Origin of the sequence: Thalassospira sp. A40-3 (assembly GCF_015871485.1) — a bacterium.
In the GTDB taxonomy this organism is placed as follows: Bacteria; Pseudomonadota; Alphaproteobacteria; order Rhodospirillales; family Thalassospiraceae; genus Thalassospira; species Thalassospira tepidiphila.
This window is the reverse complement of the sequence record NZ_CP065428.1, coordinates 4,000,952-4,016,921: the sequence shown is the minus strand read 5'-3', so window position 1 is coordinate 4,016,921 and position 15,970 is coordinate 4,000,952. Positions and strand designations below refer to the sequence as shown.

The 15,970-nt window shown below is 56.2% G+C and carries 12 protein-coding genes; 5 read left to right on the top strand and 7 right to left on the bottom strand.

Annotated elements, in window-relative coordinates; translation table 11 throughout:
* Positions 1 to 7 precede the first annotated feature (7 nt).
* Positions 8 to 1,606 (top strand): gamma-glutamyltransferase family protein, encoded by a 1,599-nt coding sequence (locus IT893_RS18515; RefSeq protein ID WP_197146247.1) that lies wholly within the window; start codon positions 8 to 10, stop codon positions 1,604 to 1,606.
* Positions 1,607 to 1,727: 121 nt separating this feature from the next.
* Here the strand turns inward: IT893_RS18515 and IT893_RS18510 are convergent, their stop codons facing one another.
* Complete coding sequence (locus tag IT893_RS18510; protein WP_063086486.1) at positions 1,728 to 2,267, bottom strand: YHS domain-containing (seleno)protein; 540 nt, start codon at positions 2,265 to 2,267, stop codon at positions 1,728 to 1,730.
* A 119-nt stretch (positions 2,268 to 2,386) separates the two neighbouring features.
* Between IT893_RS18510 and IT893_RS18505 the strand changes: the two genes are divergently transcribed.
* From IT893_RS18505 to IT893_RS18490, 4 genes are all read left to right on the top strand, one after another.
* Positions 2,387 to 3,280 carry an AraC family transcriptional regulator gene (locus tag IT893_RS18505; protein ID WP_197146246.1) on the top strand — a complete coding sequence of 298 codons (894 nt, stop codon included), beginning with the start codon at positions 2,387 to 2,389 and terminating at the stop codon, positions 3,278 to 3,280.
* A gap of 236 nt (positions 3,281 to 3,516) precedes the next feature.
* A complete protein-coding gene (locus tag IT893_RS18500) occupies positions 3,517 to 5,265 on the top strand; it encodes a glucan biosynthesis protein (RefSeq protein WP_197146245.1) in 1,749 nt (582 codons plus the stop codon).
* A 55-nt stretch (positions 5,266 to 5,320) separates the two neighbouring features.
* Positions 5,321 to 7,438 (top strand): glucans biosynthesis glucosyltransferase MdoH, encoded by a 2,118-nt coding sequence (mdoH, locus tag IT893_RS18495; RefSeq protein ID WP_197146244.1) that lies wholly within the window; start codon positions 5,321 to 5,323, stop codon positions 7,436 to 7,438.
* Positions 7,439 to 7,575: 137 nt separating this feature from the next.
* A complete protein-coding gene (locus tag IT893_RS18490) occupies positions 7,576 to 8,055 on the top strand; it encodes a hypothetical protein (RefSeq protein ID WP_197146243.1) in 480 nt (159 codons plus the stop codon).
* Between the two features lie 257 nt (positions 8,056 to 8,312).
* Here the strand turns inward: IT893_RS18490 and IT893_RS18485 are convergent, their stop codons facing one another.
* The 6 genes from IT893_RS18485 to IT893_RS18460 form a co-directional block, all read right to left on the bottom strand.
* A complete protein-coding gene (locus IT893_RS18485; RefSeq protein ID WP_197146242.1) occupies positions 8,313 to 9,206 on the bottom strand; it encodes an NAD(P)-dependent oxidoreductase in 894 nt (297 codons plus the stop codon).
* 22 nt (positions 9,207 to 9,228) lie between these two features.
* A complete protein-coding gene (locus IT893_RS18480; RefSeq protein WP_197146241.1) occupies positions 9,229 to 10,035 on the bottom strand; it encodes an enoyl-CoA hydratase/isomerase family protein in 807 nt (268 codons plus the stop codon).
* A gap of 62 nt (positions 10,036 to 10,097) precedes the next feature.
* Positions 10,098 to 10,628, bottom strand: a complete 531-nt coding sequence (locus IT893_RS18475; RefSeq protein ID WP_197146240.1) for an acyl-CoA thioesterase — start codon at positions 10,626 to 10,628, stop codon at positions 10,098 to 10,100.
* 55 nt (positions 10,629 to 10,683) lie between these two features.
* On the bottom strand, positions 10,684 to 12,468 hold the full coding sequence (locus tag IT893_RS18470; RefSeq protein WP_197146239.1) for an acyl-CoA dehydrogenase C-terminal domain-containing protein: 1,785 nt from the start codon (positions 12,466 to 12,468) through the stop codon (positions 10,684 to 10,686).
* 22 nt (positions 12,469 to 12,490) lie between these two features.
* Positions 12,491 to 14,815 carry a 3-hydroxyacyl-CoA dehydrogenase/enoyl-CoA hydratase family protein gene (locus tag IT893_RS18465; protein WP_197146238.1) on the bottom strand — a complete coding sequence of 775 codons (2,325 nt, stop codon included), beginning with the start codon at positions 14,813 to 14,815 and terminating at the stop codon, positions 12,491 to 12,493.
* Complete coding sequence (locus IT893_RS18460; RefSeq protein ID WP_197146237.1) at positions 14,815 to 15,951, bottom strand: thiolase family protein; 1,137 nt, start codon at positions 15,949 to 15,951, stop codon at positions 14,815 to 14,817. The genes IT893_RS18465 and IT893_RS18460 overlap by 1 nt, the downstream gene beginning before the upstream one ends.
* Positions 15,952 to 15,970 lie beyond the last annotated feature (19 nt).

The following is a 15,970-nucleotide window of genomic DNA, read 5'->3' as shown; positions in this document are numbered from 1 at the left end:
GACTTCCATGAAACTTCGTCACGACGCGCTTTATGCTTCACGCCGGTCCCCGGTGCTGGCGCGCAATATGGTTTCAACATCCCAGCCGCTTGCAGCCCAGGCCGGTTTGCGCATGCTGTGGGCCGGTGGTAATGCCGCCGATGCCGCACTTGCATCCGCGATTGCGCTTGCCGTGGTTGAACCGACCGGTAACGGCCTTGGATCGGATGCCTATGCCATTATCTGGGATGGCAAGGAACTGCATGGTCTGAATGCATCGGGCCGTGCGCCTGCGGCTTGGAACCCGGAACGCTTTGCCGGTTCTGACACCATGCCACAGCGCGGCTGGGAATCGGTCACCACACCGGGTGCGGTATCGTCTTGGCGTGAAATTTCAGAGAAGTTCGGCAAGCTGCCGTTCGAAAAACTGTTCGAGCCAGCGATTGAATACGCGACCCGCGGCTTTGCCGTATCGCCAATCATCGCCACCCTGTGGGAAAAGGGCGGCGATTTGCTTGGCAAGCAGCCTGGCTTTGCCGAGGCGTTCCTGCCGGGTGGCAAGGCCCCCAAGGCGGGCGAGCTGTTTGTCAACAAGGACGCGGCCGAAAGCCTGATTGATATCGCCGAAACCAAGGGCGAGAGTTTCTATCGCGGCAAACTGGCCAGCAAGATTGCCGCCTTTGCCAAGGAACATGGTGCGGCCCTGTCTGAGGAAGACCTTGGCAATCACAAGGCCGATTGGGTTGGTACGATTTCGCAAAGCTTTGGCAATGTGAAGCTGCATGAAATCCCGCCAAACGGGCAGGGGATTTCGGCCCTGATCGCGCTGGGCATTTTGCGCCATACCAACATTACCGATTATGAGCCGGACTCGGTCGAGGCGCTTCATCTTGAGATCGAGGCCATGAAACTGGCCTTTGCCGATATGCGCGAATTCGTTGCCGACCTTGATTATATGACCGATGTTACGGTCGAACATCTTTTGTCCGATGATTACCTGAAATCGCGGGCGGCATTGATTGATGCCAACAAGGCACAGGATTTCAAGGCAGGTGCCCCCAAACATGGTGGCACGGTTTATGTCACTACGGCTGATGAAAACGGCATGATGGTGTCGTTCATCCAGTCGAACTATATGGGCTTTGGGTCTGGTGTCGTGGTGCCGGGCACCTCGATCAGCCTGCAGAACCGTGGTCACGGCTTTAGCCTCAAAGACGGTCATCCCAATCTGGTCAAGGGCGGCAAGCGTCCGTTCCAGACGATCATTCCGGCCTTCCTGATGGGCCTTGATGGCAATCCGGTCATGAGCTTTGGCGTCATGGGCGGCCCGATGCAGGCACAGGGCCATTTGCAGATGACGCTCCGTACCCAGCTTTGGGGGCAGGACCCGCAAACCGCGGTCGATGCGCCGCGTTGGCAGGCGCTTTCGGGGCTGAATGTTGCCGTGGAAACATCTGTCGGTGCTGAGGTGATTGATGCGCTTAAGGCCAAGGGCCATGTCATCAAGGTCGAAACGCCCGACAGCACCAATTTCGGATTTGGCGGCGCGCAGCTGATTGCCAAGACCGATGCCGGGTACGTTGCGGGTTCGGATCCGCGCAAGGATGGTTGTGCGGTCGGATACTGATCGCACCATTTACAGATCAAAAAAAAACAAATGGCCGGCCCGTTCATTCGGGCCGGCCATTGTCATACCGGGCAACAGGGAGCCAGGGAGGAACCCGGATCAGGGCATTCCGCGCCCGGGATTATTGTGCGCCGATGGTCAGGCCTTTGGGGGCCATTTTCTCATCAGCGAGTTTGGCGTCTTCGATCGTTTCGATGATTTCCCAATTGTGATCAGCACCGCGAATGAAGCCGGGGATATCGGCAACCCAGCGCTGCTGGATTTCCTTGTTCAGGTTCAGATAAAGTTTGTCGTCAACGATGCGCCATGCCTGCGGATCGGCACCGAATTTACGACCCATTGCCGCACCAAAGGCACAGAACCCGCCATACTGCGGTGCGTATTTTTCCGGGTTAGCATTGAACAGGTCACGGTTTTCAGCGCTGGCAAAGCGATAGGTCGCGCCGCCGTGCTCGGCCTTGAACTCGGAGTTGCCCGGGGTCGGGGCACCTACGGTGAAGTATGCAACCGGGTCAAAACCCTGCAGGGCGTAGCCTTCAACAATGTGGACTTCCTGTGCGGCTGATGCCGGTGCGCTGATGGCGACAATGCTGCCAACTGCAGAAATACCCAGGACGGCGGCGAGGGCTGCGGAACGCATGAAACTGGAACGTTTGGTCATCTTTTTCATCTCCTTCACGGGGTGATCACCGGGTCTTTACTGGCAGGCGATCACGGAACTGGTTCATCAAGAGGGCGTCTTGAAATCTGAAAACAGCCTATCGTCGGAGAAGTGACTTGTTGTCTGAGGAAGCGCGCAATTCGTCTGAGAAGGATGTCCTGTCCGATCTGTTTGCCGGAAACCATCCGCGTGGTGATGTGATTTTTGCCGGAACCCATTGCGGCAGCAGCCATCACCAGGGGCGAGCGGATCTTCCATCGCAACAGCAAGGCATGCTGCATGTTTTGCAAAGTGGCACGATGCGGGTCCTTTTTGACGGCCGCGAAAAGGCGATACTGGATCGCCCCGGCGTGGTGCTTTTCGGATGTCCGGTTCCCCATGATATCGAGACGCCCATAGGTGGCGCTGCAATGGTCTGTGCCAATCTCGATTTCCCCGATATTGGTCTAAGCCCCGCTAAACTGGGTTTGCCGGAATATCTTTTCTTGCCTTTTGAAGAGCTTCCCGGGCTTGAGGCCATCACCGATCAGCTGTTCTTGGAATCAAAGGGCGGGCAGCCCGGGCAACGCACGGCAATCAATCTTCTGGTTGATCTGCTGTTGTTGATGGTGTTGCGCCATTGTCAGGCCAAGAACCTTGTCCGTCCGGGCATTCTGGCCGCCATGCGTGATCCGCGGATTGCGCGCGTGGTGGGTGAACTTCATCAGAAACCCGGCGAAAACTGGTCGGTTGAACGACAGGCCGAAATTGCCGGTATGTCGCGGGCGAGTTTTGCAGCCCGGTTTCGCGATTTGCTGGGCACATCGCCCGGTGATTTCCTGCAAACCATTCGCCTTGATCTGGCGTTTGGGTTGTTGCGCGATGGCAAAAGGCTGCAGGCGGTGGCAGGGCAAGTCGGTTATCGCAGCACAACGGCACTGGCACGTGCCATCCAGCAGCGCCACAACATTTCACCCCGTGAATTGCACGCCGATTCCAGCGCGGAAAACAGCGCGTTTCAATCAGCGGTTTGACAAACGGTTTTGCGTTTCCGTCAAGCGGTTCTTTGCAGCGTTTTTCCGTTGCTGCCCATGCAAAAATGACGCTTTGCCAATGACATGTCCGGGATTAAAGCAATCCTTTCGGGCAGCAGATCGGTTGTGGCTTTGCGGATTCTTACCCTGATGACGACACATTCCTGCCCTGTTTTCTGTGCACAACAGCAACCAATAAATTCGGAAAAATCCAACGGTTGGTAGCATATAAGAGCATGACGCAACATTTTCAGCAGCATAGCAAGCTGCCCCTCAGACGTGTTCTTTTGGGGGCTGCCGCGTCCGCGATGATCATGATCGGCGGGCCTGCGGCCATCCATGCACAGGAAAGTGATCCGGCACCTGTCCCACAGAGTGCCGAGGAAAATGCGTCTGCGCCAGTTTCAGCACCAGTTCCAGCTTCCGGGCAAACTGCACCGGCCGAACAGACAGCCGACACCGCAGCACAACCGGAAGATACGGTTGAGAATGCGGTGTCTGATGCCGAAAAACAGCCAAACGTCTCCAAACCGGTGATGTTCGATCCGGCAATGGTGACCAACCTTGCGCGCAATCTGGCCAAACAGCCGTTCGTTAATCCGCATCGCGAACTGCCCGAGGCACTTTCAGCCCTGAGCGCAGAAGATTACGCACAGATCCGCTTCAAGTCGCAGCGTGCCTTCTTTAATCCGGCCGAGACGGATTTCAGTCTGGAGCTGTTTCATCCGGGCACCATGTATGACGTGCCGGTAACCATCAATCTGGTGCGCGACGGTGAAGTTCAGGTCATTCCTTACTCGGCCGGACTGTTTGATTTCGGCAAGACTGGCCTGTCGGGCAACGATTTTTCGACGCAGAACTATGCCGGGTTCCGCCTGCGCTATCCGCTTTCTGATGTCACCAGCAATGATGAGCTGACCCGTTTTCTGGGCGCGTCCTATTTCCGCCTTCAGGGTCAGGGCCAGTCAATCGGTCAGATGGCGCGGGGCCTTGCGGTGGATCTTGCCGGTCCGACCGGCGAGGAAATCCCGGTCTTTCGTGAATTCTGGATTGTCGAGCCAAAGGATGGCGCAAATACCATCACGGTGTTCGCGTTGCTCGACAGTGAACGGATAACCGGTGCCTATCAGTTTGATATTACGCCTGGCAACCGGAGCCAGGCCGACATCAAGGCCCACCTGTTCTTCCGCGATGGGGTGGAGAAGATTGGCATTGCGCCGCTGAATGGTATGTTCCTGTTTGGCGAACAGCGCCGCCGGTTCTTTGATGATTATCGCGGTGAAGTCCATTCAAGCGACGGGCTTTTGATCAATAATGGCCGCGGTGAATGGTTGTGGCGTCCGCTGGACAATCCCCAGCACCTGCAGATGAGCTCGTTTCTGGATGAAAACCCCATCGGTTTCGGTCTTTTGCAGCGTGACCGCAATTTCGATCACTATCAGGATCTGGAAAAACGCTTTGACCAGCAGCCGGGCTATTGGGTGACGCCGAAGGGCAAATGGGGCAAGGGCCATATCGAACTGGTCGAAATCCCGAGTCCGTCGGAAACAAACGACAATATCGTTGCTTATTGGGTGCCGGAAACCAAGCCGGCGGCCGGCGGTGAAATGCAGGTCGAATTCAGTGTTACCGCGACCCGCGATGGCACAGGTTTGCATGGCATGGCGCAAGCAACCGATACCCGTATCCAGCGTTTGGCCAGCCAAGGTGATGAAGATCGGACCGGTACGCGTTTTGTGCTGAACTTTGCCGGTGGCGATCTGGATTATTTCATCAAGGATGCCAATAATTTGCAGGCTGATATCAGCGCATCAAAGGGCGAGGTCCGTAACATCCGCATCCTGCCCGATCCGGAAAATGGAGGTGTGCGTGTGTTCTTTGACCTGGTCAATGCCGGGGATGCGACATCAAGCAATCTCAGGGTCTTCTTGCTGTATCAAAACAAGGTCCTGAGCGAGACCTGGACCATGCCGTGGGCCTTCTGATCCTCTGGGATCAAGCGCCTCAATTGCCAGAAACAGATAACCCCAGAAGAGCCAGATGACAGAAGCCGCCAACACACCCAGAAAAGGGACCATACCCGCAGAGCGATCAGAGGACGCATTTTGTGATCCGACGGTCAAACTGCGCGGGCCCGGTGTCGGATCGCGGCGGATTTTCCTGTTTGGGGCATCGATTGCGGCGACTGCCTATGCGGCGTGGCTGATGACCGATGTTCTGGGCGCGGATCAGCTGACCATCATGGAAATGGTGGTTGTGGCGTTCTTTACCATCAACTTTGCCTGGATTTCGTTGTCGTTCTTTACCGGGATTGTCGGGCTGGTTTTGCGCGGGCTGAAACTTGATGCCATCACGCTCAAACGCCTGAAGCCGATTGTGCGCAAAGGCCGGCTGCGATCCAAGAATGTGGTGGTGATCCCGGTTTATAACGAAGACCCCAACCGTGTCTTTGCGGGCTTGCGCGCGAGCTATGAAAGCCTCGCTGCGACCGGCGAACTTGATGCGTTTCATTTCTTTGTGCTGTCTGATACCCGCGATCCCGATATCTGGATTGCCGAGGAAATGGCATGGGCCAAGGCTTGCTCGGATCTGAATGCACGTGGCAAGATTTTCTTCCGCCGCCGGGCAGAGAACACCGAACGCAAGTCCGGCAACCTCAAGGAATTCTGCGAGACCTATGCCGCCAATTACGATCACATGATCGTCTTTGACGCCGATAGCGTCATGTCCGGCGAGGCCATGGTCAATATGGCCTATCTGATGGAAAACAACCCGGATGCCGGGATCATTCAAAGCCCGCCGCAACCGACCGGCCGCCAGACCCTTTTTGCCCGTATCCTGCAATTCATTTCGCGCGTGCATGGCCCGACCATGTCGGCGGGTCTGTCATTCTGGTGCATGGGCAGTTCGAACTATTGGGGCCATAACGCGATCATTCGCACCAAGGCGTTTATCGAATGCTGTGGCCTGCCGGTTCTGTCGGGCAAACCGCCGATGGGTGGTCATATCCTCAGTCACGATTTCGTTGAAGCCGCCTTTATGCGCAAGGCAGGCTGGCGGTGCTGGTTGATCCCGCAGCTTGAAGGCAGTTGGGAAGAATTGCCGCCCAACCTGATTGATTTTGCCATCCGTGACCGGCGCTGGTGTCAGGGCAATATGCAGCATGCGCGGCTGATGGTTGCGCCGGGCTTTAAACCGCTAAGCCGTCTGCATTTCTTTATGGGGGTGATGAGCTTTGTGTCATCGCCACTGTGGCTTTTGCTGTTGCTGAGCTCGACGATTGCGACCCTTCAGAACACCCAGCTGACCTATAGCTTCTTCCCCGGTCAGTTCACCATGTTTCCGCAATGGCCGGTGGATCGGTCGTTTGAAATGCTGGTGTTGCTGATCTTTACCATCGGCATGCTGGTGCTGCCCAAGATCATCTCGATCCTGATGGTCTGTCTTGGCCGCGACCGCAAACAGTATGGCGGGGTAATGGTATTGGCCAGTGGCCTTCTTGAAACCCTGTATTCTGCCTTGCAGGCCCCGATCATGATGATGCTCCATTCCCAGTTCGTGTTTTCGGTCCTGACCGGTAATCAGGTGGGTTGGGACGCGCAGGAACGCGACGATGCCGGGGTACCGTTCAAGGCCGCCCTTAAAACCCATCGCACGATTATTGTGATTGGTGTTGTCTGGGGCGCGATTGCTGTCTTTGTGGATACGGCATTCTTCTGGTGGTTGTCGCCCATTCTGGCCGGTTTGGTGCTTTCGCCTTGGCTGACCCATTATTCCAGCAGCCTTGCCATCGGAAAGGCTGCGCGCCGGATGAAGCTTTTTGTGACCCCCGAAGAATATGACAGCCCCGAAGAGCTTCGCGCGTTGGCACGGATCAATGCCGAGAGCGGTGATGATGATGTCAAAGACGGGTTGCTGCGCCTGATCGAAGATCCTTACGCCAATGCACTGCATTCGGCCTTGTTGCCGGTGCGCAAGCCTGATGCGCGTACCGCGATAGAAATCGGGATCATCTATGAAAAGCTTGCCCGGCTTGGTGTTGAAAGCCTGACGCGCGATGAAAAGCTTCTAATTCTGTCTTGGCCGGTCAAACCGCTTGATCAGATCATGGCAGGGCGCGATCACATCACGGCCGAAGGTCCGAAGCCAGCAAGTTAGTGGTTTGTTTTCAAAAGATTCTCGACGCCACAAAAACGCCCAGATTCGAGCAAATTATCCCGCGTTTTTTCAGCGATATTCATCCTTAACGAAGCGTTAAGTCCCGCTGATTGTTCACCGCCCGGAGGGCCAGACGAATGACTGACATGACCATTGCATCAAAGGGTTTCACCTACGCCGCGTTTGAATCGGCTGCGATGACGCGTTTGATCGAAGATACGGCACGTGCGTGGTTGCGTTCATTCGGTGTCAACTCTCCGCAGGCCAGTCAGCGTATGATCAACGCCCTTCGCGATGCGCTGGCCGAAGACAGCATTGCAGCCAGTGATCGGGCCAGCATGCAGGATATCCTTGATCAGGCTGCCCATGATGCAATCGCCGACTGGCTTGCACAGGTGACGGGGGAGCATAACTGTCATGGATCAAGCCGTTTTTCGATGCTGCGTTGTGCGTTTCTGTCAGCCAACCGTGACGGCATCTGGTCGGAGCATTTCCTCGATGCCAAACGCGATCACCGCGACCTTGGCATGGCACTTTCGGTACAGATGATGTTGCCAACACCAGGTCTTGTTGCTTGTGAAATGCCGCGTCAGTCACTGGAACGCCGCGCTTCCTGAAGCTTACTTATAACTACTCCTTCGCTTCACGCTTTTTCATCATATCCCTCAACGTCTAGCGTTTAATGCGAAGGCGGCACCGCCATTCTCCCCGTGGCGGTGCCTTTATGTGCGTATGTCACAAAAAAGAACCCGCCACAAAGGGCGGGTTTAGTTCAGCGGGCGAGAGAGCCCGATTTCCAGTGCAGATCATCCACAGCCGTAAAATCAGGCCCCTACGAGACGCCGAGGCACACACTTCCCCGGCGCCATAACGGTCAGGCTGCTTTGTGAAAGCGGCCCAGTTTCGTAAGAAGTTTTGCAACCTGCGGGTCGTTCTTGCCGTTGCGATCAAGCTCCAGGAAGAAGTCCGGATAGGGCGGCTTGCCCGGGGTCAGGTTGTATTGTTCGAAATCGGTGACACCGATGGCCTCAAGCACACTTTCATCGGTAAAGAAGCCCCCGGTAATTTCGCGCGATGGTGCTGTCAGGATGGCATGCGCCGCATCGGCCAGAATTTGCGGTGTGCGTGCACGGCCCTGCTCCAGACCGGGGATCATGTTGAGCGCGGCAGTTTCAATCACCGTGACCGGCCAAAGCGAATTGACGGCCACCCCTTCATCGGCAAACTCGGCGGCCAGACCAAGCGTGATCAGGCTCATGCCGTATTTTGAAATCGTATAGGCCGTATGATTGGCAAACCACTGCGGCGACAGGTTGGGCGGTGGTGACATGGTCAGGATATGTGGGTTGTCCGACTTCAGAAGATGCGGCAGGCAGGCCTGTGCACAGGCAAAGCTCGCACGCGTATTGACCTGATGCATCAGGTCAAACCGCTTCATCGGTGTTTGCAACGTTGGGGTCAGATTGATTGCGCTGGCATTGTTGATCAGGATGTCGATCCCGCCAAAGGTTTTGACGGTCTTTGCGACAGCCTCGGCAATCTGGTCTTCGTCGCGGATATCAGTCTTAAGGGCCAGTGCCTTGCCACCAACTTCCTCGATCTCGGCGGCGGCACTATGGATGGTGCCGGGCAGCTTCGGGTGTGGTTCATCGGTTTTGGCAATGATCGCAACATTGGCCCCATCGCGCGCTGCACGCAGGGCAATTTCCTTTCCGATGCCGCGCGATGCGCCGGTGATGAACAGTGTTTTGCCTTTAAGACTCGTCATCAAATTCTTCCCTGAATTCTTTTTATGATTTGCCAAAACGCGGCGTGCGTTTTTCCACAAAAGCAGTAACGCCCTCGCGGAAATCGGCACTTACGGTGCAATCAGCGAATGATTTGGCCTCGGCCTTCAGTTGTGTTTGCAGATCGGCCTCTGGGGCGGCATTCAGCAACGCCTTGGTACGGGCGATCGCATCGCGGGGCCCGTTTGACAAACGGGTGGCGTATTTCGCGGTTGCAGATGCCAGCAGATCTGCCGGGACGACCTTGTTGATCAGGCCGCAATCATGGGCTTCATCGGCCCCGAACCGATCGCCAAGCAGGGCGATTTCCTTGGCCTTTTTCATGCCGACCAACCGAGTCAAAGAATGCGTCGCCCCGCCATCGGGCGAAGTGCCGATATGGATATAGGCCAGGGTGAAAACGGTTTCCTCAGCCGCAATGGCAAGGTCGCAGGCATTCATCAGACTAATGCCAAATCCGGCAACCGCGCCTTCAAGTTTGGCGATGACCGGGCGGGGCAGAGCGTTGATGCGCAAAACAATTTCGTGAACCCGATCAATCAATGCTTCGATTGAGGAGCGGGCGTCTTCGACCGGGCCTTTTGATACCTGATGGAAGAATTTTACATCGCCACCGGCCATGAAAGTACCGCCCGATCCTTCGATGATGACGGCTCCGATATCGGGAAGGTTGGCTTCGATCTTGTCCATGGCAGCTGCCAAGCCACTGACCATCGCCTGATCAAGGGCGTTCATGCGATCCGGGCGGTTCAGCGTAATCGTTGCGACCGCATCAGTGATGTTGAGCAATACGGCGTCATCGGATGCCATGATGTTTCCTCCTGCGCGGTGTTTTTCCGCAATTCTCCCGGTTTTCCGGTTGTTCGTGTGTGTTAAATCGCCAGTCGCGCTTCAATCGCGGTTTCCATATCGGGCCACCCAGAAAGCCAGTCGGGCATGGATGGCGACGTCTCATCTGCGCCGACCATCCGACAGACTTCCTCAGGCGCAACAATGCCATCCGGGCCGACGAAAACCGCCTTTACCACGCCAAGGGCCAGCGTCTTTCCTTTGGCCACAAAGCGTTGCTCAAGATAGAAGCCCTTTTCATCCCAATACAAAGCCTGCGTTTCGAGTGCGAATTTCTGAAACGGTTTGATCGCGCGTTTGAACCGCATGGTCGATCCGGACACCACCGGCTGCCATTTGCGTTTCAGCATCTGCTTGGCAATGCCATTGCGCATGATCAGTTCGGTTCGGCCCAGATCCATCAGCGCGAAATAGCGTGAATTGGTCATGTGCACATTGATATCAATATCCAGCGGCCATGCCCGGAAATGCAGGGTCGATGGATCAAGCGGGTGCAGGCGGGGCCGCAACAAGGACAGGATCACCACACGGATCAGTCGGAAAATCAGGTTCACGACAAGGCTCCGTATCCGGGTGACAGGTCTTTATGCATGCGGCCCACAGCCATGATCAGAACAGCTCCTCGTCAAGCGCCATCATGGTCGAAGACCCCGACATGATCTGGCTGAACAGGGCACCTGATTGCGGAAGAACACGTTCCATATAGAACTTGGCCGTGATCAGCTTGCCCTTGTAGAAACCGTCTTCGTCATCACCCTGTTTGGCGAGTGCGATTTCCGCCATCCGGGCCCACATGAAGCCGACGGCAACCAGACCAAACAGATGCAGGAATTCGGTGGCGGCGGCCCCGGCTTCATCGGGGTTTTTCATGCCCCGCTGAGCAAGTTCGCCGGTCGCCTGTTGCAGGCGCATGAAGGCCTTCGCCAGCGGCTGAACAAACTCACCAAGCTCGCCGTTCGAGACATTGGCATCGATATATTCCTTCACAGGATGGAAGAAACGACGCAGGTAACGACCGGCTTTGCTCGGCATTTTGCGCCCGACAAGGTCAAGCGCCTGAATGCCGTTGGTGCCTTCGTAAATCTGGGCAATACGGGCATCACGAACATACTGCTCCATGCCCCATTCGCGGATATAGCCATGCCCGCCAAAGACCTGAACACCAAGGTTGGTGTTATCAAAGCCCCAGTCAGTGAACAGCGCCTTGACGATCGGGGTCATCAGTTGAACGAACTCGTCGGCCTCTTCGCGTTTGACCGGATCTGCGTGGTGTTTGGCGGTATCAAGTGCGCGTGCCACCCACATGCCCATCGCCCGGCAGCCTTCGTTGGTCGCCTTGGCAGTCAGTAACATGCGGCGCACATCGGGATGCACGATGATGGAATCGGCGGGTTGGTTGGGGGATTTCGCACCGGTCAGGGCGCGGCCCTGCAGGCGATCCTTGGCATAGGCCCGCGCACCCTGATAGGCCGCTTCGCCAAGGCCAAGACCCTGAATGCCAACCGAAAGGCGTTCCTGGTTCATCATGGTGAACATGGCGGGCATGCCCTGATGGGGTTCACCCACCAGATAACCGACCGCGCCATCAAAGTTCATGACACAGGTCGATGATGCCTTGATGCCCATCTTGTGTTCGATGGAACCGCATTTGACCGCGTTGCGATCCGCAAGTGATCCGTCATCACTGACCATGAATTTTGGCACAAGGAACAGTGAAATGCCCTTGGTGCCGCTTGGGGCGTCAGGCAGTTTGGCCAGAACCAGGTGGATGATGTTTTCCGTCAGGTCATGTTCCCCGGCCGAGATAAAGATCTTGGTACCGGAAATCGCATAGGACCCGTCGTCAAGGGGTTCGGCCTTGGTCTTGATGATGCCAAGATCGGTACCGCAATGCGGTTCGGTCAGGCACATGGTCCCTGACCAGGTGCCTTCGACCATCTTGGGCAGGAATTTGTCCTTGAGTTCGTCCGATGCGTGGCTGTGAAGGGCGGCATAGGCGCCAAAGGACAGGCCCGGATACATGCCAAAGGAAAGGTTGGTCGAACAAATCATTTCCTCGACCAGGGCATTGATGGATTTCGGCGCGCCCTGACCGCCATATTTCGGGTCACAGGCAATCCCGGTCCAGCCACCTTCGGCAAAGGTCTGGTAGGCTTCCTTGAAACCTTTGGGGGTTGTGACAACCCCGTCATCCCAAGCGCAGCCTTCCTCGTCGCCCGACCGGTTGATCGGGAACAGGACTTCTTCGCAGACTTTGGCAGCTTCTTCGAGAACCGCATCGACCACATCGGGGGTAAAATCCTCGCAACCGGGCATCTGATTGATATCGTTGAAATCAAACAGCTCGGTCAGGACGAAGCGCATGTCGCGCAGGGGTGCTTTATATTCAGCCATTTTACTTTTCCTCCCGGACCGGTCAGTTGCGCAGCGGCTTGCCGGTCAGCAGCATATGCTCAACCCGGGCCATGGTGCCTTCATTGCGGACCAGACGCATGAAGCCTTCGCGTTCCAGTTCAAGAATATCGTCTTCGGAAAGTTCCTCGGTCACGTCGGTATCGCCACCGGCCAGAACCTTTGCCAATTCACCGGCGACCACGCGGTCATAATCTGTGGCCTTGCCAAGGCGATGGAAACCATCGACCGCCATTTCAAAGGCAACCCGGGCCGCTTCGCCCGGCAGTCGATAGGTAAATTCTTCGGGTGCTTCGTAACCATCGACCATCGAAAGCGCGCGTTCCTTGGCATCGGCCAGCAAACGGTTGCGGTTCATGGTGATGCCGTCAGTTTCGCGGAAGAACAGGTTTTCCTTGGCCTCCATCGCCGATTTGGCGACGGTCGCGACCGAGATGATCTCAAACGCCTTGGCACTTGGGGCCATCGGGCCTTTGACAAACTTCGGATTTTCCGCCCAGCGACGGATCATTTCCTTACATCCGCCCCAGGCCGGAATCAGACCCACACCGGGTTCAACCAGCCCGATATAGGTTTCCCCGTGCGCCTGAACCGCATCACAATGCAGCAGAACTTCACAGCCGCCACCAAGGGCAAGGCCACTTGGGGCACCGACGACCGGGAACGGCGAGTATTTAAGCGCCTTGTAGGTTTCCTGACCGGTTTCAACGAGGTTTTCGATCTCGGACCATGCCGCGATATTGGCGGCAAACAGCGCCAGTCCAAGGTTTGCCCCGGCTGAGAAGTTGCTTGCTTCGTTATAGATGACCATCGCCTTGAACTGCTTTTTGACAGTCCGGATGGATGTCTTGATCGCACCAAGCACATCGGCATCAAGCGCATTCATCTTGGTATGGAATTCAAGGCAGGCAACGCCATCACCGATATCCCAAAGCGATGCGGCGCGGTTGCCGGCAATCCGTTCGGATATGCGTTTGATATCTTCAAGCAGGATGACGCCATCCGGGCGGGTGACCTTGGCATATTCGCCATCAAAGCCAAGGTAATAAAGATCACCGTCTTCGACCTTGTAGAACGACTTGCCTGCGGCCTTTTTCAGCAATGCCGGGACTTCAACGCCGTCTTCTTCGAGCATCGAAATCAGGACATCGACGCCAATGGCATCAATCAGCTCAAACGGCCCGGTTTTCCAAGCATAACCCAGCTTCATCGCATCATCGACATCGACAATGGAATTCGAAGCCGCCTCGGCAATAAAGGCCGCATAGGCCAGTGTCTTGCCCATGACAGCGCGGCCATATTGGCCACCCTTGTCAGACGCTTCCATCATCTTGCGCGGATCTTTGCCTGCGGCCCGGACACTGCCCAAACGGGCCTTTTCGGATTTGGCAAATTTACCAGTTTGCAGATCCACCGATTCCTTAACTTTCTGGCCGCCATCACGGTTCAGGCGATAGAAACCACCCTTGCCCTTGCGTCCGGTATAGCCATCGGCAATCAGTTTGCTGACCAGATCGCTTTCGCGGTAGATCGCGTGGAACGGATCGGATTTGTCCAGAAGACCAGCCATGCTTGATTGCACATGGGGCATCAGATCAAGACCCACCAGATCCATCAGGCCAAATACCCCCGTTTTGGGAATACCGAACGGCCGGCCAATGACGCTGTCGGCTTCTTCGACAGTCAGTTTGCGGTCCATGGCCTCAACCATGGCGGCCTGAATCCAGTAGACACCCAGACGGTTGGCGATAAAGCCCGGTTCGTCATGACAGGTGACACAGGTCTTGCCCAGTTTGCGATCAGCAAAATCGGCAACCCCATCAATCACACCATCGCGGGTAACACCCGATCCAACCAGCTCCAGCAGGCGCATATAGCGTGGCGGGTTGAAGAAGTGGGTAATGATGAAGTCCTGTGCGAAGCTTTCGTCCATCCCGTCAATCAGGGTGGCGAGCGGAATGGTCGATGTGTTTGATGACACCACCGATCCCTTGGCACGGACCGCATCAATCTTGCGATACAGATCCTGCTTGATATCAAGGCGTTCAATAACGGCCTCGATCACCCAGTCACATTTGGCGATTTTATCAAGGTCATCCTCGATATTGCCACACGTGATCAACTTGGCGACCCGTTTGGACATGAACGGTGCCGGGTCGGTTTTCAGCATCTTGGCAACCGCACCCTCGGCAACCGAATTACGGTTTTTCGCACCTTCGGGCACAATATCAAGCAGCAGGACGGGTGTCCCGGAGTTGGCGATATGGGCCGCGATCGCAGCCCCCATAACACCGGCGCCAATAACGGCGACCTGTTTAATGGTGGTCATTACATCGCCTCCAGAATGGTCGCGATCCCCTGACCCCCGCCAATGCACTGGGATGCTAGCGCATATTTGCCGCCATCACGTTTGAGGATGCTTGCGGCCTTGCCAACGATACGCGCACCTGTCGCGCCAAGCGGGTGACCAATCGCCAACGCGCCACCATCGATATTGACCTTGGTACCATCCAGACCCAGATCGGAAATGCTTGCCATGGCCTGGGACGAGAAGGCCTCGTTAAGTTCGGTGACATCAATATCGGCCGAGGTCAGGCCTGCCCGCGAAAGCGCCTTTTTCGAAGCGCCAATCGGGCCAATGCCCATGATTTCCGGGAGACAGCCATCAACTGCAACCGACTTGATACGTGCAATCGGTGTCAGGCCGTTTTTGGCGGCATAGTCTTCGGAACAGACCAGAACAGCCGACGCACCATCGGTCAGCGGGGAAGAGGTCCCCGCAGTAACAACACCGTCTGCCTTGAAGGCGGGTTTGAGGTCGGCCAGGCCTTCGGCAGTTGTTTCTGCGCGGATGCAGCCATCTTCGGAAACAACACCATCCTTGGTCTGGATCGGAATGATTTCATCGGTGAACTTGCCAGCGGCTTGTGCGCTTGCGGCGCGTTTGTGGCTTTCAACTGCAAAGGCTTCCTGATCGGCACGGGTCAGGCTGTATTTGGCAGCAACATTTTCGGCCGTATCGCCCATGCCCATATAGGCTTCGGGCATGACTTTATAAAGTTCTGGGTTGGGCAGGGGGTTAAAGCCCATCATCGGAACCCGGGTCATGCTTTCGACGCCGGCACAGATAAAGACATCACCAGCCCCGATCGCAATTGCACCAGCCGCCTGATGGATCGACTGCATCGAAGAACCGCAGAAACGGTTGACCGTCACGCCACCAACAGAACGCGGCAGACCGGCGATAAAGGTGATCAGGCGGGCAACGTTCAAGCCCTGTTCGCCTTCCGGGAAGGCACAACCAAGGATCAGGTCCTCGATCGCGTTGGGATCAATGCCGGTCTTTTCGACCAGACCTTTGACGACCTGTGCCGCAAGGTCGTCAGCGCGGACCTTTGCGAGAGCCCCTTTGCGGGCCGGGGTAAAGGGCGACCGGACATATCCGGCAATTACGGCGTTGGTCATGGCTATGTCTTCCTTCCTG